18 protein-coding genes and 2 pseudogenes are annotated in these 18,530 nt (G+C 75.1%); 8 read left to right on the top strand and 12 right to left on the bottom strand.

Going from position 1 to position 18,530, the window contains the following annotated elements:
- Window positions 1-39: 39 nt before the first annotated feature.
- A complete protein-coding gene (locus tag ACFFHU_RS30860) occupies window positions 40-471 on the top strand; it encodes a hypothetical protein (RefSeq protein ID WP_377344039.1) in 432 nt (143 codons plus the stop codon).
- A gap of 119 nt (window positions 472-590) precedes the next feature.
- Here ACFFHU_RS30860 and fahA read toward each other — a convergent pair.
- Window positions 591-1,796, bottom strand: a pseudogene (gene fahA / locus ACFFHU_RS30865) (fumarylacetoacetase); the annotation flags it as partial.
- Entirely contained in the window at window positions 1,793-2,659 is an 867-nt protein-coding gene (locus tag ACFFHU_RS30870; protein WP_377344041.1) for a hypothetical protein, read from the bottom strand. The pseudogene fahA and the gene ACFFHU_RS30870, both read right to left, overlap by 4 nt.
- A gap of 95 nt (window positions 2,660-2,754) precedes the next feature.
- On the opposite strand from ACFFHU_RS30870, the gene ACFFHU_RS30875 reads away from it, so the two are divergent.
- Window positions 2,755-3,957, top strand: a complete 1,203-nt coding sequence (locus ACFFHU_RS30875; protein WP_377344043.1) for a homogentisate 1,2-dioxygenase — start codon at window positions 2,755-2,757, stop codon at window positions 3,955-3,957.
- A 63-nt stretch (window positions 3,958-4,020) separates the two neighbouring features.
- Here ACFFHU_RS30875 and ispF read toward each other — a convergent pair whose 3' ends face one another.
- From ispF to ACFFHU_RS30890, 3 genes are read right to left on the bottom strand one after another with little or no spacing between them, the layout of a single operon-like run.
- Window positions 4,021-4,518 (bottom strand): 2-C-methyl-D-erythritol 2,4-cyclodiphosphate synthase, encoded by a 498-nt coding sequence (ispF, locus tag ACFFHU_RS30880; RefSeq protein ID WP_377344045.1) that lies wholly within the window; start codon window positions 4,516-4,518, stop codon window positions 4,021-4,023.
- Window positions 4,519-4,566: 48 nt separating this feature from the next.
- Window positions 4,567-5,265, bottom strand: coding sequence for a 2-C-methyl-D-erythritol 4-phosphate cytidylyltransferase (gene ispD, locus ACFFHU_RS30885; RefSeq protein WP_377344047.1), 699 nt, complete (start codon window positions 5,263-5,265; stop codon window positions 4,567-4,569).
- 37 nt (window positions 5,266-5,302) lie between these two features.
- Window positions 5,303-5,788 carry a CarD family transcriptional regulator gene (locus ACFFHU_RS30890; RefSeq protein WP_007073334.1) on the bottom strand — a complete coding sequence of 162 codons (486 nt, stop codon included), beginning with the start codon at window positions 5,786-5,788 and terminating at the stop codon, window positions 5,303-5,305.
- A 351-nt stretch (window positions 5,789-6,139) separates the two neighbouring features.
- Between ACFFHU_RS30890 and ACFFHU_RS30895 the strand changes: the two genes are divergently transcribed.
- On the top strand, window positions 6,140-6,967 hold the full coding sequence (locus ACFFHU_RS30895; RefSeq protein ID WP_377344048.1) for a hypothetical protein: 828 nt from the start codon (window positions 6,140-6,142) through the stop codon (window positions 6,965-6,967).
- Between the two features lie 8 nt (window positions 6,968-6,975).
- Here the strand turns inward: ACFFHU_RS30895 and ACFFHU_RS30900 are convergent, their stop codons facing one another.
- The 3 genes from ACFFHU_RS30900 to ACFFHU_RS30910 form a co-directional block, all read right to left on the bottom strand.
- A complete protein-coding gene (locus tag ACFFHU_RS30900) occupies window positions 6,976-8,073 on the bottom strand; it encodes a type III polyketide synthase (RefSeq protein ID WP_377344050.1) in 1,098 nt (365 codons plus the stop codon).
- Window positions 8,074-8,164: 91 nt separating this feature from the next.
- Window positions 8,165-9,331 carry an acyl-CoA dehydrogenase family protein gene (locus tag ACFFHU_RS30905; RefSeq protein WP_377344051.1) on the bottom strand — a complete coding sequence of 389 codons (1,167 nt, stop codon included), beginning with the start codon at window positions 9,329-9,331 and terminating at the stop codon, window positions 8,165-8,167.
- A gap of 44 nt (window positions 9,332-9,375) precedes the next feature.
- Window positions 9,376-10,152, bottom strand: coding sequence for a methyltransferase domain-containing protein (locus tag ACFFHU_RS30910; protein WP_377344053.1), 777 nt, complete (start codon window positions 10,150-10,152; stop codon window positions 9,376-9,378).
- Between ACFFHU_RS30910 and ACFFHU_RS30915 the strand changes: the two genes are divergently transcribed.
- From ACFFHU_RS30915 to disA, 4 genes are all read left to right on the top strand, one after another.
- Window positions 10,151-11,038 (top strand): UbiA family prenyltransferase, encoded by an 888-nt coding sequence (locus tag ACFFHU_RS30915; RefSeq protein WP_377344055.1) that lies wholly within the window; start codon window positions 10,151-10,153, stop codon window positions 11,036-11,038. The genes ACFFHU_RS30910 and ACFFHU_RS30915 overlap by 2 nt on opposite strands.
- 262 nt (window positions 11,039-11,300) lie before the next feature.
- Entirely contained in the window at window positions 11,301-12,092 is a 792-nt protein-coding gene (locus tag ACFFHU_RS30920) for a hypothetical protein (protein ID WP_377344056.1), read from the top strand.
- A gap of 84 nt (window positions 12,093-12,176) precedes the next feature.
- Complete coding sequence (gene radA, locus ACFFHU_RS30925) at window positions 12,177-13,625, top strand: DNA repair protein RadA (RefSeq protein WP_377344057.1); 1,449 nt, start codon at window positions 12,177-12,179, stop codon at window positions 13,623-13,625.
- Between the two features lie 105 nt (window positions 13,626-13,730).
- Entirely contained in the window at window positions 13,731-14,915 is a 1,185-nt protein-coding gene (gene disA / locus ACFFHU_RS30930) for a DNA integrity scanning diadenylate cyclase DisA (protein ID WP_377344058.1), read from the top strand.
- A gap of 383 nt (window positions 14,916-15,298) precedes the next feature.
- On the opposite strand, the gene ACFFHU_RS30935 is transcribed toward disA, so the two are convergent.
- The 3 genes from ACFFHU_RS30935 to ACFFHU_RS30945 form a co-directional block, all read right to left on the bottom strand.
- The gene (locus tag ACFFHU_RS30935; RefSeq protein WP_377344059.1) at window positions 15,299-16,030 is read right to left on the bottom strand and encodes a hypothetical protein; all 732 of its coding nucleotides are present in this window, start codon (window positions 16,028-16,030) and stop codon (window positions 15,299-15,301) included.
- Window positions 16,031-16,094: 64 nt separating this feature from the next.
- Window positions 16,095-16,646 (bottom strand): peptide deformylase, encoded by a 552-nt coding sequence (locus ACFFHU_RS30940; RefSeq protein WP_377344060.1) that lies wholly within the window; start codon window positions 16,644-16,646, stop codon window positions 16,095-16,097.
- Window positions 16,643-17,155, bottom strand: coding sequence for a glycine cleavage system transcriptional repressor (locus tag ACFFHU_RS30945; RefSeq protein WP_377344062.1), 513 nt, complete (start codon window positions 17,153-17,155; stop codon window positions 16,643-16,645). The genes ACFFHU_RS30940 and ACFFHU_RS30945 overlap by 4 nt, the downstream gene beginning before the upstream one ends.
- Window positions 17,156-17,261: 106 nt before the next feature.
- On the opposite strand from ACFFHU_RS30945, the gene ACFFHU_RS30950 reads away from it, so the two are divergent.
- Entirely contained in the window at window positions 17,262-18,152 is an 891-nt protein-coding gene (locus ACFFHU_RS30950) for an iron-sulfur binding domain-containing protein (protein ID WP_377344064.1), read from the top strand.
- Window positions 18,153-18,381: 229 nt separating this feature from the next.
- Here ACFFHU_RS30950 and ACFFHU_RS30955 read toward each other — a convergent pair.
- Window positions 18,382-18,530 (bottom strand): annotated as a pseudogene (locus ACFFHU_RS30955) (AAA family ATPase); the annotation flags it as partial.

Consider the following 18,530-nt stretch of genomic DNA (forward strand, 5'->3'; position numbering starts at 1 on the left):
GTGGGCGGTTTGACGGGGGAAGACGGGAGGCGACAGCCCATGGCGCAGGACGGAGAGGACGGATCGAACGAACCGGGGCCGGCCCGGGCCTGGTGGGAACACCCCGGCCGGCCGACGCCGTACCTCCTCTGGGGGTTGATCTGGTGCCACTGCGGCACCCCGATGGTGCCGGCGGACCGGCTCGGCGGATCCGGGCCACCGGAGCGCTTCTACCGGTGCGACGCGGGTTGCGGGCGGCCTCCCGTACCGGCGGGTCGCCTTGAGGGTGAGGTGTTCGGCGCCGTGGTCACGGCGGCGCTGGACCACGCGCCGCGCTGGACGCTACGGCGGTGGCGGACCTGGTCCGCCGGCCGGCGGTCGGACCCGGACCGGCGCCGCGACCTGATCCGGAGCTGGGTGCACCGGGTGGTGGCCAGCGACGGGCAGCCGCCGCTGCTGCTCTGGGCCGACTACGCGGTCGCGTCGTCCTGACCGGACTCCGACGACGCCAAGCCGGCCGGTCCGGCGGTGGCCGGGGCGGCAGTGGCCGGGGCGGCGGTGGCCGGGGCGGCGGTGGCCGGTCCGGCGGTGGCCGGGGCGGCGGTGGCCGGCATGATCGTGCCGGTCACCTCGCCGAGGGCGACGGTCGTGCCGTCCGGGCCGGGCGCCGTGGCGCTGATCGTCACGGTGTCGCCGTCGACCAGGAAGGTCCGCGTCGTGCCGTCGGCGAGCGTGACCGGCTCGGCGCCGCCCCAGGTCAGCTCCAGGAACGAGCCGACCTGGCCGCGCTCGGGGCCGGAGACCGTTCCGGAGGCGTAGAGGTCACCCGTGCGCAGCGCGGCGCCGTTGACGGTCAGGTGCGCGAGTTGCTGGGCCGGCGTCCAGTACATGCCGGCGAAGGGCGGATCGCTCACCCGGTTGCCGTTCCACTCGACGGTCAGCCGCAGGTCCAGCCCCAGGTGCGGTACGTCACGCAGGTAGTCGAGCACCGGCGGGTCCTGCCGGGGCGCCGGCACCCAGGCGTCGGCGAGCGCCTCCAGCGGCACCACCCAGGCCGAGATGGAGGTGGCGAACGACTTGCCGAGGAACGGACCCAGCGGCTGGTACTCCCAGGCCTGGATGTCCCGGGCGGACCAGTCGTTCACCAGGACCACGCCGAAGACGTGCGCCGGGAAGTCGTCGACGGGCACGGGCCGGCCGAGCGCGGACGGTACGCCCACCACGAAGCCGACCTCGGCCTCGATGTCCAGCCGCGCCGACGGGCCGAAGACGGGCCCGTCCGGGGTGGGACGCTGGCCGCAGGGCCGGACCACCGGGGTGCCGGAGACGACCACCGTGCCGCCCCGGCCGTGGTAGCCGATCGGCAGGTGCTTCCAGTTCGGCAGGATGGCGGGCTGGCCCGGCCGGAAGATCTGGCCGACGTTGCCGGCGTGCTGCTCGGAGGAGTAGAAGTCCACGTAGTCGGCCACCGCGATCGGCAGCAGCAGCTCGACGTCGGCGAGCGGCACGAGCAGCGGCTGCACGGCCGCCCGGTGCGCCTCGTCGGTGAGCAGCTCCACGATCCGCTCCCGGACGGCGGTCCACTGCGGGCGGCCGAGCGACAGGAACTCGTTGAGCACCGGCCGGCGCAGGGCGCCACCGGCCATGATGAGGCCGGCCTCCTCGGCCCGGTTCAGATCGAGCACCAGGTCCCCGATGCGGACCCCGATCCGCGCGTCGTCGCCGCCGGATCGGGGACCGGCCGCGGGGCGGAACACCCCGTACGGCAGGTTGTGCGTCCCGTACGGCGAGCCCACCGCGCCGGTCACCCAGGTCATGTCTCGAATCCCCCGTTCACCAGGCCCAGTCGGATGAGATCGGTCAGCGGGTCGACCACGCTGCACGAGCCGAAGCCGACCCAGAGCGGCCGCTCGCCGTCCCGGCGTGCCCGGATCGGGTCCACCACCCGGAGCGGGTCGGTGGCCGCGAGCAGTTCGGCCATGTCGGCCACCTCGGCGCCGTCGAGCGCGGCCGCGGTGGCGGCCAGCACGTTGACGAAGCCGTGGTGGGCGAACCCGGTCTCCGGATCGGTGTGCCGGAGCGCGTTGTGCAGCCCGGCCGTGAGCTTGAACGGCAGCTTCCGGTCCCGGCAGGCGCAGATCACCGCGGCCAGCTCCACCGGGGTCGGGAAGAGCTCGGCGGCCAGGCCGCCGGTGCGGAACTTCGCGGCCAGCCGCCCGCCGCCGGCCCGGGTGGCCGCGATCGTGTCGAGCGCCGCCAGCAGGCCGAAGGTGAGCGGCACCTCGGCGTAGAAGTCCAGGTCGGTGCGCTCGGCCACCAGCGGGCCGAGCCGGGTCAGGCCGGGCTGCGGGTCCTCGCCACGCTTGGCCACCGGCACCTCGACCTGGCGGACGGTGCAGCCGGTGAGCCCGGTCGACGACAGCGTCGCGGGCAGCCGGTCCAGGCCGGTGTCCCCGATCAGCCCGATCACGAGGTCCTCGCCGGGTTCGACCAGGCCGGTCAGCGCGCCGGTGGTGACGGCCGAGGCGGGCAGCAGCAGCGGACCCACCAGGTCGGCGTACCAGGCGGCCCGGTGCCGCCGGTGCGCGGCGACCGCGTCGGGCACGCTGGCGCTGCCCGGCGGGAAGACCGCGGCGTCGTCGACGAGGCCGTCGAAGAGCCGGGGCAGCTGCGTTGACACGAACAGAGAACTTACGGGACGCTACGAGTAACGGACAACCGCGTCCGATTATCGGACAGCACCGGCCGGTGACCGGGACAAATCGGGAGGCTGACATGCCGTACTACCGCAGCGTCGGCGAGGTGCCCCGCAAGCGGCACACCCAGTTCCGCCAGCCCGACGGCAGCCTGTACGCCGAGGAGCTGATGGGCCAGGAGGGCTTCTCCTCCGACTCGTCGTTGCTCTACCACCGGCACCTGCCCACGGCGATCGTGGCGGCCGAGGAGTTCAGCCCGCCCGCCGTCACCCGGGCGCCCAACCTGCCGCTGAAGCCGCGGCACCTGCGTACCCACAAGCTGGACACCGCGGGCGCCGACCCGGTGCTGGGCCGCCAGTACCTGCTCGCCAACGACGACGTCCGGATCGCGTACGCGGTGGCCGACCGTCCCTCGCCGCTGTACCGCAGCGCGATCGGCGACGAGTGCCTGTACGTCGAGGCCGGTGACCTGCGGGTCGAGTCCACCTTCGGGGTGCTGGAGGTGACCGCCGGCGACTACGTGATCATCCCGACCTCGGTGGTGCACCGGCTCGTACCCACCGGGGACGGGCCGGTCCGGCTGCTGGCGTTCGAGGCCACCGGCCACGTCGGGCCGCCCAAGCGGTACCTCTCGGTCCGCGGGCAGTTCCTGGAGCACTCGCCGTACTGCGAGCGGGATGTCCGCGGCCCCGGCGAGCCGCTGCTGGTCGACGGCGAGGACGTCGAGGTGCTGGTCCGGCACCGCTCCCGGGCCTCCGGCCCGGGTGGCAGCGGCACTGCGTGGACGCGTTTCGTCTATGCCAACCACCCGTTCGACGTGGTGGGCTGGGACGGTCACCTCTACCCGTGGGCGTTCTCGATCCACGACTTCGAGCCGATCACCGGGCGGGTGCACCAGCCGCCACCGGTGCACCAGACGTTCCAGGGCCCGAACTTCGTGATCTGCTCGTTCGTGCCCCGCAAGGTGGATTACCACCCGCAGGCCATCCCCGTGCCGTACAACCACCACAACGTGGACTCGGACGAGATGATGTTCTACACGGGCGGCAACTACGAGGCCCGGCGCGGCTCGGGGATCGAGCAGGGCTCCATCTCGCTGCACCCGGCCGGATTCACCCACGGCCCCCAGCCGGGGGCGGTGGAACGGGCCATCGGGGCCGACTTCTTCGACGAGCTGGCCGTCATGATCGACACCTTCCGGCCGCTGGACCTCTGCGACGCCGGACTGGCCTGCGAGGACCCCGGCTACGCCTGGACCTGGTCCGGCCGCACTGCCCGCTGAGCGGCCTTCGGGCGTTAAGAGGGGACCCTTCCTATACCGGAAACGGTAAGAGGGGGCCCTTCCTTACACGGGGACGATGCGCGGGGTGGGTGGGGCGTACACGGTGGCCACGGCGATGGCGGCCAGGCCCTCGGCCCGGCCGGTCAGCCCCAGCCCGTCCGTGGTGGTGCCGGACACCGTCACCGGGGCGCCCAGCGCGTCGCTCAGCGCCCGCTGCGCCTCGTCGCGGCGGCGACCGATCTTGGGCCGTACCCCGATGACCTGGATCGAGACGTTGCCGATCTCCAGGCCGGCGCGCCGAACCCGGCGCGCGGTCTCGGCCAGCAACGCGACGCCCGCGGCGCCCGCCCACTCGGGCTCGGCCACCCCGTAGTTCGAGCCCAGGTCGCCCAGGCCGGCGGCCGAGAGCAGGGCGTCGCAGCCGGCGTGCGCCGCCACGTCGCCGTCGGAGTGCCCGGCCAGCCCGTCGAGGTCCGGCCAGAGCAGGCCGGCCACCCAGCAGGGTCGGCCGGCCTCGAAGGCGTGGACGTCCGTGCCGACCCCGACCCGCGGAACGATCATGAGCCGAGGGTACGCCAGGACCCGCCGGCGGGCCGCAGGGTCGGGCCCTCAGGCGCCGACCCGGGTCAGCAGATGCTCGGCCAGCAGCAGATCGAACGGTCGGGTGATCTTGAGCGCGTACTCGGATCCGGGCACGCAGCCCACCGGAACGCCCTGCTTCTCCACCAGCCCCGCGTCGTCGGTGAGCGGATCCGTGGCCGCCGCGTGCGCGGCGGTCAGCACCGCGCGGCGGAAGCCCTGCGGCGTCTGCACGGCGCGCAGCGCCGACCGGTCCACGGTGCCCACCACCAGATCGGCGCCGGACACCTCCTTGATCGTGTCGACCACCGGGAGAACCGGGATCACGGCCTCCCGGCCGGCCCGGACCGCCCCGGCCACCGACTCGACGAGGCCGCTCGGCGCGAGCGCCCGGGCCGCGTCGTGCACCAGGATGATCTCCGGCCCCGCCGGCACGGCCGCCAGGGCGGCGGCCACCGACTCCTGCCGGGTGGCGCCGCCGGGCACGACGATCACCGGCGCCACCGGGGCCAGCATGGCCCGAACGGCGGCCACCTCCACGACCGGGGCGGCCACCACGATCACCCGTACGGACGGCGCGGCCGAAACCCGGCGGACGGCGTGCACCAGCAGGGGCTCACCGGCGAGCGGGCGGAGCGCCTTGGGAGCGCCGGGGCCGAGGCGTACCCCGGCGCCACCGGCAGGAACAAGGACCGCGACGTCACCGCGCGGATTGAGCTGCGCGGTCACGTCGCGGTCCTTCGAGGGTGGTGGGCCGAAGAGGGTCTCAGGCCTCGGTGAGCACCTTGTCGAGGAGGGTCTCCGCCTCGTCCTTGGTGCTCTTCTCGGCGAGCGCGACCTCGCCGACCAGGATGTCCCGGGCCTTGGCGAGCATCCGCTTCTCGCCCGCGGACAGGCCCCGCTCCCGCTCCCGACGCCAGAGGTCGCGCACGACCTCAGCCACCTTGAGCGGATTGCCGGAGGCCAGCTTCTCCAGATTTGCCTTGTAACGCCGCGACCAGTTCGTGGGCTCCTCGGTGTGCGGGGCACGGAGGACATCGAAGACCTTGCCCAGGCCTTCCTCGCCAACCACTTCGCGCACGCCCACGATCTCGGCGTTCTCGGCAGGGACCCGGACGGTCAGGTCACCCTGAGCAACCCTCAGGACGAGGTACTGCTTGGGTTCGCCCTTGATGACCCGAGTCTCGATTGCCTCGATGAGTGCGGCCCCGTGGTGGGGGTAAACAACGGTCTCGCCGACACTGAAAACCATAGGTTCGAAACCCCTTTCGCTGTGTCTAGGGTAACACGCTCAGGCACCCATGTCTCACCGCAGTCCTGACCGTTAACGCAGCTCAGAGGCCCTGTGAGAGGTCTTTCTTCGGCTTGACAGCTGGTTGGAACGATGATTCCGACACGCTGAGTCACGAACAGATCACCCGCCGGCAGTGCTTGGCGGTGCAACCGGCCGGCGTGCGCCGTCCGTTACCGATGGTATCCCGGCCGAGCCACCAGCAGGGCCGGACCGGCGGGTAGGAAGCGGCACAGACTGGCGATTAGCCGGCCGGTGCGCGACGCTGGAAGCCGAGCAACACCCGTCTTCGCCGGTTCCGCAGGAGGCGCGATGAATTCGTCGGGCAATGGTGACGGTGGGCCGGAGGGCGGGCTGCCCGACCTGCCGCCCGACTGGGGTTCCGTGATCATTCCCGACGATCCGGCCGAGCTGGCCGCGGAGGCCGCGGCCCTCCGGCGGGAGTTGCGGCGCCGAGCCCGGTCCGCGCGGTGGCGGCGACGTCTCGGCCGGCCGCCGGCGCCGGGCCGGCCCGGAGCGCCCGGCTGGCGCGTCCTGCGCCGCCGGCGCGATCTGCCCCGGCTGCCGCTGCTTCTCCTGCTGATCGCCGTCCTGGCCACGCTGACCAGCCTGTTCGCGGTCATCCGGACCAACCCCACCCGGCAGCCCGGCGGCCGGACCAGCAGCCCGGCGGTCGGCACCGGTGACGCCGGCAGCGGCGGCCTGGTCGGCGGCAGCGCGGGCGCCGGCACCGTCCCGGCGTCGACGCTGCCGGCGCTGGACCTGGTCGGCGAGCGCGGCGAGCTGATCTCCCTGCGCAGCCTGCTGCCCGCGCTCATCCTCGTGGTGGACGGCTGCGACTGCGCCAGCCGGATCGACGCGGCCGCCCTCGCGGCGCCGGCGGAGGTGACGGTGGTGGCGCTGGCCAGCGGCCGGGTCACGCCCGGGCCGGTGGTGGGCCGGGCCGACACCGCCCGCCAGGTCCGCCGGCTGGTCGACCCGGCCGGCGAGCTGCGCTCATCGCTCCGGCTGGGCACGCCCGACGGCACGCCCACCGCCGTGCTGGTCGGGCGGTCCGCCCGGATCGTCCGCACGGTCCCGGACTCGACGGACCCCGCCCGGGACTACGGGCGCGACCTGCCGGAGCTGGTGAAGGACTGATCGATCGGTCAGTCAGCCTCGCCCGCCAGCGCCCGCTCCGACTCACGCTCCAGGAGCGCCGCGTAGAGGGTCAGGCCCGGGCCGAACGCGAGCAGCAGCACCCGCCGGGGCGGCCGGGACGCGCGGCGCATCCGGTCGAGGATCAGCAGCGCCGTGGGCGAGGAGCAGTTGCCATGCTCGGCCAGCGTCTCCCGGGAGGCATCCAGGGCGTCGGCGGGCAGCCCCAGCTCGCGCTCCACCACGGTGAGGATGCGCGGGCCACCCGGGTGCACCGCCCAGCCGTCGACGTCGGACCGGGTGAGGCCGTGCCGGTCCAGCAGGTCGTCGACCAGCGTGGCCACGTGCGCCGCGAGCACCTGCGGCACCCGTGGCGACAGGCCCATCCGGAAGCCCCGGTCGGTCACCTCCCAGGTCATGTGGTCCGAGGTGGAGGTGTCGGTCGCCGAGGCCACCTCCCGGACGGCGTACCCGCCGGCGCCGTCCCCCGGCTCGCTGCCGGGTCGCAGCACCGTCGCCACGGCGGCGTCCGAGAAGAGCGCGTGCGAGATGATCTGCTGGGTGTCCATCCGGGCCGACGCGGGCTGGATGTGCAGGCTGGTCAGCTCGGCGCAGAGCAGCAGCGCCGGCCGGCCCCGGGCCGCCACGAAGTCGCTGGCCACGCCGAGCCCGGGCAGTGCCGCGTAACAGCCCATGTGCCCGATGAACAGGCGCTGAGTGTCCGGCGCCATGCCCATGTCCCGGGCCAGCAGAATGTCCAGCCCCGGCGTGGCGTACCCGGTGCAGGAACAGACCGCGAACAACCCGATGTCCCGGACCGGCACCCCGGCGGCGGCCAGCGCCCGGTCGACGGCCTCCTTGCCCAGCGGCAACGCCTCGGTGAGGTAGCGGCGCATGCGGCGCTCGGTCGGCCAGTCGGACACGTCCTCCAGCAGCGGGTTGACCGCCGCCTGCCGGGTGGTGACGCCCGAGTTCGCGAAGATCCGCTGGGCCAGCGCCCTGGTCGTGCCGGTGAAGTGCCCGGCGAAGAAGCCGCTCCACAACTCCTCCTGGGAGGTGGGCGGCGGGGTCGCCACCCCCAGGCCCGCGATCACCGGTGATTGGGTCATGCCTTCCGCCTCTCGTCTCGCGCGGCGGCGCTCGGGACCCCGGCACCCACCGTGCCGGTACCCAGTTCGCCGGCGATCACCCCACCGGCACTCACCATCGGGGCGCCGAGCCGTCGCGATCCGGATCGCCGCCGAGAGCGGCGATGCCCAGCCAGTCGGCGCAGACATCCGAGGTGGCCGGATGCAGGGAGCCGCACCGGGCGTCCCGGTACAGCCGCTCCAGCGGGTGTCCCCGGCGGGTCGCCGAGGTCCCGGCGGCCTCCAGCATGGACGCCGCCACCTCGGCCGCGGTCGTACCGGCCAGCAGCTTCGCCCGCCACACCCAGCGGTTGGTCTCCTCCGCGCCGGGCGCCTCGTCCACCCGGCGGGCCGCCTCGGCCACCACCAGCTCCGCGGCGGCCGCCGCGGCGTCCGCCCGGCCCACCCGGGCGCGCACCGCCGGCAGCCCGGTGAGGCCCCGCGCGTTCAGGTGCTCGGCGGCCGCGTCCACGGCCGCCCGGGCCACCCCGACATACACCGCGGCATAGCTGGCCACCAGCCAGTGCGGCATCAGCTGGGCCACCACCAGGGCCAGCCCCTCCACCCCACCGAGCAGTCGGTCCGCCGGCACCACCGCGTCCAGGTGCAGGTCGTGTGAGGAGGTCGCGCGCATGCCCAACGAGTCCCAGGTCGGCTCCACGGTCACCCCGGCGCCGGCCGGCACCAGGAACTGCGACACCACCGACGGGTCCGCGGCGCTGCGGGCGGCCACGAGGTACGCGTCGGCGTGCCCGGCGCCCGAGCAGAACGTCTTGGCGCCCTTGATGTGATAGCCGCCGTCCACCGGTTCGTAGACCGTGGACAGTTGCGACAGCCGGGCGCCGGCGCCCCGCTCGCTCATGGCCACCCCGTACCAGGATCCGGCCGCGGCGTCGGCGAGCAGCCGGTCCCGGGCGGCGAGGGCCTCGTCCGGGATCCCCAGCGCCTGGGCGAGTTCCTCGGTGACCGCGCCGAGCGCGCCGGTCACCGAGGCGTGCATGTTGAACACCAGCGCCGTGGCGCCGTTGCCCCGGGCCAGCTCGGTGGCCACCGCCGCGTAGCCGGCGAAGCTGGACCCCAGCCCGCCGAGCTCGGTCGGCACCATCAGGCCCAGCAGGCCCGCCTCGCCCAGGTCCGCGAAGTCCGACGCCGGGAACGAGCCGTCCCGGTCGTGCTCCGCGGCCCGGGCCGCGAACCGCGGCGCCAACCTGCGCGCGGCATCCAGCGCGTCGACCGCCATGTCGCCCCCTTAGCCTTCCCCAGCCTTACCCTCGACGGCGGGCGCTACCCGCCCTTGACCCCGCGACCCTGATAGAGGACGGCGGCGGACCAGGTCGGCACGATCCGCGGCGGCGCCACCGCGGACCGACCCGCCATCCCACCGGGCAGCGCCCGGCGGACCAGCCAGCGCAGCATCCCCAGCGCCTGCGGCCGGACCCCGCGCACCCGCACCGGTACGCCGTGCCGGGCGCACTCGCTGACCAGCTCGCGGGCGTTCACGAAGAGCCGCGGGTCGTGGATGCCGCGCGGCACCCCGGGAAACAGCTCGGCCACCCGGATGGAGATGAGCCGACCCAGCGCGGTGTCGTTCAGGGTGTCCAGCACGAGCGTCCCGCCCGGGCGCAGCACCCGGCACGCCTCGGCCACCGCGCGCCGCCAGTCCGGCACGTGTTCGAGCACCTCGCCGGCGGCCACCACGTCGGCGCAGCCGTCGGCCAGCGGCACCCGGGCCGCGTCCCCGCGGACCGCGGTCACCCCGTGCTCGGCCGCCTGTTCCAGCGCGGACCGGGTCAGGTCGACGCCGACATGCCGGTAGCCCTTGCCGGCCACGTGCGGCGCGAGCAGCCCGGCGCCGCAGCCGAGGTCCACCAGGACGGCGCCGGGGCGGCGGGCCGGCGGCACCAGCTCGGCCCGGGCGGCCGCGAGCCAGTGCAGCATCGCGAACGCGCCGTCCGGGCGCCACCACTCGTCCGCCAGGTCGTCGTACTGGCCGGGATCGTTGCGGGGTCGGTGGGGAGTCGGCGCCGGCCGGGTGGTGACGCCGGCTCCCTCGTCTCGCATGATGTCGAGCGTGGCACGACTCGGGAGTAACGGCCAGACTTCGCACGTGCCGCGTCGGGTGTGGGGACTGATCCGGGCCTGCCACCCGGAACCGGCGGTGGCGGTCACGGCCGTCACCGTGCTGCTGGCCGCCGGCGCCGGGCACGGCCCGCGCGGGCTGGCCGCGGTGGGCGGCACGATCCTGGCCAGCCAGCTGGCCGTGGGCTGGAGCAACGACTGGCTCGACGCGGGGCGGGACGCCGCGGTGGGCCGGCGGGACAAGCCCGTACCGGCCGGGCTGCTCGGCCGGCGCACCCTCGGGGTGGCCGCGCTGCTGGCCACGCTCGGCACCCCGCTGCTGGCCCTGTCGCTCAACCCGGCGGCGGCCGCCTGCGCGATCGCCGCCCTGGTGTCCGGGCTGCTGTACAACTGGCCGCTCAAGTCCACGCCGCTCTCGGTGCTGCCGTACGCGGTCTCCTTCGGGATGCTGCCGGCCTGCGTCGTGCTGGCCCTGCCCGGCGCGCCGACCCCGCCGGTCTGGCTGCCCGTCGCGGGCGCGCTGCTGGGGGCCGGCGCACACTTCGCCAACGCCCTGCCCGACCTGGACGACGACGCCCGGACGGGGGTACGGGGCCTGCCGCACCGGCTCGGCCCCGACCGTTCCGCCCTGGCGGCCGGCGGGCTGCTGCTGGCCGCCACGGCCGTACTGGTCTTCGGGCCGGCCGGGGCGCCGTCGTGGGCGGGCTGGGCGGCCGCCGGCACGGCCGTCGCCATCCTGCCCCTCGGCTGGTACGTCGGCCGCCCGCGGCCGGGCCGGCCGGGTCGGCCGGTGGCCGCCTTCCGGGCGGTGATGGTGATCGCGTTGATCGACGTGGCGCTGCTGGTGCTCGGCGGCCGGCTGGCCTGAGCCCGCCGGCCCGGCGTCCGTCGGGCCCGACGGCCGTCCCCGGGCTTGGCAACCGCGGCCGCGCCTCCGGGGTGGCGGCCGTGCGGCCTCGCCGGTGCGGTCAAGCCGGGATGACCGGGTCCGTGTACGGCGGGCGATCACGGGCAACTACCCTGGAGCCCGGCCTGGCGGCTGCCGCGACCCGGGGTCGGGCGGTCGGCGAAGAGGCGGGACGGCCACCGCGTCCGTCGGGTGGACGCGGATCGTGACGAGGAGGACCGACGTGACGCGCTCGATCAGCCGAGCCCGGCGGGCGGCGCTGCTGCTGGCCGGCGGGGCCGCGGCCGGCACCACCCTGCTGCTGGCCGGGTGCGGGGCCGGCCAGATCGCCGAGACATCGCGGATCGAACCCGCCATCTCCGGCGTCAACGCCGAGATGAACGACGCGACCTTCAAGGTCCGCGACCTCGGCGTCGACTACGCCGGCACGGCCGGTTACCGCGCGGGCGGGGACGCCACCCTGCACGTCGTGCTCTACAACGACGGGCCCGACCCGATGACCGTCAAGGTCAGCTCCAGCTCGGCCGGCTCGGTCGCGCTGGCCACCGGCCCGGTCTCGAGCCCGGTCCCGGGGGCGGAGCAGGTCACGTCCGGGCCGGGCGGCGCCTCGGTGAGCCCGGGGCCGAGCAAGTCGACCGGCGCGCCGTCCAGCCCGTACCCGGGCGGGCTGCCCGGCACGGGGGCGCCGAGCCCGTCCACCTCGACCTCCGCGGCCGGCACCCCGAGCGCCGAGGGCAGCGCCGCGGCGTCGGCGGGCGCCAGCGCGAGCGCCGCGCCGGCCGGACCGGCCAGCGTCGACATCCCCGCGCACGGGTTCGTCGTGCTGGACCGTAACTCCGGCAGCTACCTGCGGCTCGTCGGGCTCAAGAACGCGCTGGCCCCGGGCCAGACCGTGCAGGTGACCTTCGACGTGAACGGGCAGCAGCTCACCACCGCCGCGCCGGTCGCCGTACCGCTGACTCCCGCGCCCACCGCGCCGCCGGTCCCCGGCGCCGAGGGCGGCCACGGCGGCTGAGCCGCCGAGCTTCCGGTACGGGCCGGGCGCGGTTGACCGCGCCCGGCCCGTACCTTTGTCGGGGGGTCTGGTTACCGTTCCAGGGTGAATTCCCGCGCGGTATCCCGGACCGGCTCCACCTCCCGCGGCCGCGGCGCGGCTCGCGAGCCCCGACCGGCCTACGAGTGCGACGCCTGCGGTCACCAGCCGCCCAAGTGGGTCGGACGCTGCCCGGAGTGCGGCGAGTGGGGTTCGGTGATCGAGAGCACCGTGACCGGCCCCACGGTCTCCGGCCGGGTGGTCAGCTCGCGGGCCCCCGCCGAGCCGGCCCGGCCGATCGCCACCATCAGCGCCGCGCCGGCCCGGGCCCGACCGACCGGGGTGGCCGAGCTGGACCGCGTGCTCGGCGGCGGCCTGGTGCCGGGCGCCGTCGTGCTGCTGGCCGGCGAACCGGGCGTCGGCAAATCGACCCTGCTGCTCGACGTCGCCCAGCAGTGGGCGGCCGGTGCCGGCAGCCCGTCCCTGGTTGTCAGCGGGGAGGAGTCGGTCAGCCAGGTGCGCCTCCGGGCGGAACGGATGGGCACGCTGCACGACCAGCTCTATCTCGCGGCCGAGAGCGACCTGTCGGCGGTGCTGGGGCACCTCGACGCGGTCAAGCCCGGCCTGCTGGTGCTCGACTCCGTGCAGACGATCTCCATGCCGGGCACCGAGGGCGTCTCCGGCGGCGTGACCCAGGTCCGGGCCGTCACGGCGGCGCTGGTGGCGGTTGCCAAGGAGCGTGGCATCGCCACCGTGCTGGTGGGGCACGTCACCAAGGACGGCCAGGTGGCCGGCCCGCGGGTGCTGGAGCACCTGGTCGACGTGGTGCTGCACTTCGAGGGCGACAAGCACTCGTCGCTGCGGATGGTGCGCGGCGTCAAGAACCGGTTCGGCGCGGCCGACGAGGTCGGCTGCTTCGAGATGCACGAGGGCGGCATCAAGAGCCTCGCCGACCCGTCCGGGCTGTTCCTGACCCGATATTCGGAGGCCGTGCCGGGCACCTGCGTCACGGTAGCCATGGAGGGCCGGCGGGCGCTCGTCACCGAGGTGCAGGCGCTGATCGGCGCCGCGGTCCCCGGCTCGCCCCGGCGTACGGTGTCGGGGCTGGACTCCGCCCGGCTGGCCATGGTCCTCGCCGTCCTGCAACGCCGCACCGACCGGCTCACGCTGCACGACCGGGAGGTCTTCGCGGCCACCGTGGGTGGCATCCGGGTGGTCGAGCCGGCCGCCGACCTCGCGGTGGCGCTCGCGGTGGCGTCCGGCGGGACCAACCTGGCCATCGCCCCGCACATGGTGGCGATCGGCGAGGTCGGGCTCACCGGCGAGGTGCGGCGGGTCGGCGCCGTCCCGCGCCGGCTGGCCGAGGCAGCCCGGCTGGGCTTCCGGTACGCGCTGGTGCCGCCCGGGTGCGGCCCCGACGCCACGGGCATCCGGCCGGACGGGATGCGGGTCACCGAGGTGAGCGACCTGCGGACCGCGCTCAACATGGCGGCCCGGCTCTCGGTGGACGACTAGGGTCGGTGGCAAAGCCCCGGCCGGACCGGACACGGAGGCAGACCCGGTGACACATCACAGTAACCGCGAGAGCACCCACCGCAGAACAGTCCGTAGACTGTGCGGGTGCCGATCGACCGCGATGCCAACCGAATCACCGGCGCCATCCCCCAGGTCCGGGCCGGTGGCCCGGGCGCCGCGGCGCGTCCCGTCACCGCGGGCATGACCGTGAGCGGGTCGGGCGCCAGCGGCGACCCACTGCGCGCAAACCTGGCCCTCATGGCCCCCGGCACCGCCCTGCGGGACGGCCTCGAGCGGATCCTGCGCGGCCGGACCGGGGCGCTGATCGTCCTGGGCTACGACAAGGTCGTCGAGTCGCTGTGCACCGGCGGGTTCCCGCTGGACGTGGAGTTCTCCGCCACTCGGGTCCGCGAGCTGTGCAAGATGGACGGTGCCGTGGTGCTGTCCAGCGACGGCACCCGGATCGTACGGGCCGCCGTGCACCTGATGCCCGACCCGTCGATCCCCACCGAGGAGTCCGGCACCCGGCACCGGACCGCCGAGCGGGTGGGCCGGCAGACCGGCTACCCGGTCATCTCGGTCAGCCAGTCCATGCGGATCATCAGCCTCTACGTCAACGGGCAGCGGCACGTCCTGGACGACTCGGCGGCGATCCTGTCCCGGGCCAATCAGGCGCTCGCCACCCTGGAGCGCTACAAGCTGCGCCTCGACGAGGTCTCCGGCACGCTGTCGGCGCTCGAGATCGAGGATCTGGTCACCGTGCGCGACGCGGTGGCCGTGGTGCAGCGCCTCGAGATGGTCCGCCGGATCGCCGACGAGATCGCCGGGTACGTCGTCGAGCTGGGCACCGACGGCCGGCTGCTGGCCCTGCAGCTCGACGAGCTGATGGCCGGGGTGGACGCCGACCGCACGCTGGTGATCCGGGACTACCTCCCGGTCGGCCGCAAGGCGCGCACCCTCGACGAGGCGCTGGTCGAGCTCGACCTGCTCACCGCGACCGAGCTGATCGACCTGGTCTCGGTGGCCCGGGCCATCGGGTACGGCGGCGCCTCCGACGCGCTCGAGGCGGCCGTGAGCCCGCGCGGGTTCCGTTTGCTGGCCAAGGTTCCCCGGCTGCCGTCCGCGATCATCGACCGGCTGGTCAGTCACTTCGGCACCCTGCAGCGGCTGCTGGGCGCGACCGTGGAGGACCTGCAGGCCGTCGACGGCGTGGGCGACGCGCGGGCCCGCGGCGTACGCGAGGGCTTGTCCCGGCTGGCCGAGTCGTCGATCCTCGAACGCTACGTCTGACCCTCCTACCAACGATGTCCGCCTGGCGCGCGGACGTAGGCGGGTGGCCTGCCGCGGACGTAGGCGGGTGGCCCGACGCGGACGTAGGCGGATGGCCTGACGCGTCGTGGGCGGCCCTGGCGCGCTCCTGACCCACGGGACTGTTGCCGGGAGCCGACCGGGGGCCCCGGGCGGGCCGCGGCGCACCTCTCGGCAACGCCCACGCCTGTCAGTCATGTTCATGCCGGAGAGGCATGGGGCCTGCGCGGGTCCGACTCCGGCCGGGACGACACGCCGGGCGGCGCCAAGGCGGGTGACCGCCGAGACCCGCGGATTCTGGGGCAGGGCGGCGCGGAAGGCTCGGCCAAGCGGTTGGCCGGCAGTCGGGGGCTGGCTCAGGGCGCTCAGCCGGTGATGGTGAGCTTCACCGGGTCGCTCAGCTTGTCGCCCAGCCGGCCGATGACCTGGTATTCGCCGGACGCCACGATCGGTCCGTTGGCCTGGCCGTCGGCGCACCCGCTGGCCTCCCGGCCATTCCAGTCCACCTGGTAGGCGTGCTCGATGTTCGGCGCGAGCGGCTCGACACTGGAGCCCTTGGCGGTGCCGCAGGTGTCCGACGACCAGACCCGGCGGGCGCCCGCCTTGATGTAGATCTCCTGGAAATCCGCCCCGAGATCCCGGGGACAATTCCGGGTCGACACATTCTTGATCTTGAGCTGCAGGTTCACCACGGTGCCGCGCTGCGCCGAGCGCGGCTGCGGCACGGGCACCACCGAGATCTCGTCGTCGGTGCAACCGCCCGCCGGCGGCGCGGCCACCCCGGTGGCGTTCGCCTCCCCGGTGGCCGGCGGGGCCGGCGTGACCCGCTGGTCGCCCGGCCCGCTCCCGCCGGCCGTGGTGGCCGGAGCGCCGCCGGAGGGCGCGGCCGCGGTGGTGGCCGGTGCGCCGGTCGGAGTGGCGCCGCCGGGCGGCGCCGGGGCGGGCGAGGTGGCGGACGCCCCCGGCCGGCCGTTCGGATGGTCCGGCTGGGAGCAGGAATACACGACCACGATGAGGAAGAGCAGGACCGCTCCGAGCACGACGGCGCGGCGCCGCCAATATATGGCGGGGGGCAGGGGGCCAACCGTCAGACGCATGATGCCCACACCGTAGTCGGAGCGGTCGAGTTGATCCTGCCGACGCGCCGCGCCACCCGTACGGTCACCGATAGACCTTGCGGGGGAAGACGGCGTGCGCGCCCGCCACCCGGTCCAGGAACAGCTTCCCGGCGCAGTGGTCGATCTCGTGCTGGAGGGCGCGGGCCTCGAAGGCGTCGGTGGTCAGCCGGACCTCCTCGCCGCTGCCGGGCAGCCGGCCCGTGACCACCAGGCGGGTGGCCCGCTTGACGTCCCCGGTCAGATCCGGCACCGACATGCAGCCCTCCCGCCCGGGCCGCCAGCGGGTGGCCTCGACGACGGTGGCGTTGCACAGCACGAAGACCCCGTGCACGGTCAGCGCCTTGGGATGGCCGGTCACGTCGACCGCGAAGATGTCCGCCCGCTCGCCCAGCTGCGGGCCGGCGAGGCCGACGCAGCCCGGGGATACCCGCATGGTGGCCACCAGGTCCGCGGCCAGCCGCACCACCTCGTCGGCACACGGATCGACCCACCCGGTGCCGCCGCCGAGCACGGGCGCCGGCGCCACCGCCACCGGGCGTACCCGGCCGGCCGGGCCCAGCTCCTCGACGGTCCACCCGGCGAGCCTCGCGCTCACAGGACGTCCGGGTCGACGCGCCGGAGCGTGACCTCCACGTCGAGCCCGCGGCCCACCTCCGCCAGCCGCCCCGAGAGGTCCTCGGCCGCTCCGGCGGGCAGGTCGACCTCGGCGATCAGGACGTATAGCTGACCGGCGAGCCGGGTGGTCAGGTCCGTGACGTTGGCGCCGGCCGAGGCGAGGACCCGGGTCACCGCGGCCACGATGCCGAGCCGGTCGGCCCCGTACACAGCCACCTGGTGCGGCTCCCCCGGCGTGGCCTCCGCACGGTCCGCGACCACCGACAGCACCGAAGCCAGCAACCGGCCGTCCGCGGCCAGCGGCGCCAGCGCGTTCTCCACGGCGGCGGCGTCCGGCCCGGTGCACACCAGCGTCATCGCGAAGTGACCGCGCAGGCGGGTCATGGTGGAATCGGTGAGGTTGGCGCCCAGCCCCGCCAGCGCCTCGGCCACGTCGGCCACGATGCCCGGGCGGTCGTGCCCGATCACCGTGATGGCAAGCTCGTTCACCGGAGCAGTCTGCCGCACCGGTGACCCGGTTCGGGCCGGTACCGGACCCGGCCCACGGTATGGGACCGACGGGCCGCGCCGGGCGGCATGGCAGGATCGACCCGCGATGTCCGAGACGAAGCTCGCCACCCTGGCCATTTCCTGGTACGACGACAACGCCCGCGACCTGCCGTGGCGCGTGCCCGGCGTGGGCGCCTGGCCCATCCTGATCAGCGAGGCGATGCTCCAGCAGACCCCGGTGGCACGGGTGTTGCCGGTGTGGCGGCAGTGGGTGGATCGCTGGCCCGAGCCGGCCGGCCTGGCGGCGGAGACGCCCGGCGAGGCCATCCGGATGTGGGGCCGGCTGGGCTACCCCCGGCGGGCGCTGCGGCTGCACGAGTGCGCCACGGCCCTGCTGACCCGGCACGGCGGTCGGGTGCCCGAGGACCTGGACGAGCTGCTGGCGCTGCCCGGGATCGGCAGCTACACCGCCCGCGCGGTGGCCGCCTTCGCGTACGGCCAGCGGCATCCGGTGGTGGACACGAACGTGCGCCGGCTGGTGGCCCGGGCGGTGGCCGGTGAGCCGGACGCCGGGCCGGCCACCCGGCCGGCCGACCTGGTCGCCACGGCCGAGCTGCTGCCCCCGGAACCGGCCGTGGCCGCCCGCGCCAGCGCGGCGTTCATGGAGCTGGGCGCGCTCATCTGCACCGCCCGGTCGCCGCGCTGCGGCGGCTGCCCGCTGGCGGGCTCGTGCAGCTGGTTCGGCGCCGGCCGGCCGGCGGTGCCGACCGGGCCCACCCGACGCCCCCAGCGGTACGCCGGCACCGATCGTCAGGTACGAGGTCTGCTGCTGGCGGTGTTGCGGGACAGCTCGGGCCCGGTCCCGACGCAGCGGCTCGACCTGGTGTGGTCGGACGAGGTGCAGCGGTCCCGGGCGCTGGCCGGGCTTGTGCAGGACGGCCTCGTGGAGCTGGTGGGTGACGCCTGCGTGCTGGCCGGCGAGGGCCGGGCGGGCTGACGCGGGTCGGGCGACCCCGGCCGCCGGCACCCGGCACCCGGCACCCGGCACCCGGCACCCGGCACCCGGCACCCGGCACCCGGCACCCGGCACCCGGCACCCGGCACCCGGCACCCGGCACCCGGCACCCGGCACCCGGCACCCGGCACCCGGACAACGAAGCGGCCCGGACAACGAAGCGGCCCGGCCCACCGCGAACGGTGAGCCGGGCCGCTGCTGTTGCTGTCGCCTACTCGCTGGCGGCCGCGCCGCCGAGGTCGGCCGGGACCGCGTCCGGCACCTCGACCGGCTTCTCGGCCCCCCGGAACACCAGCTTGGACTTGTCGGTGTTCTCCGGGTCGCCCTCGCAGTCGACCACCACGATCTGACCCGGGGTCA

Source organism: Plantactinospora siamensis, from assembly GCF_042434095.1.
Lineage (GTDB): Bacteria > Actinomycetota > Actinomycetes > Mycobacteriales > Micromonosporaceae > KBS50.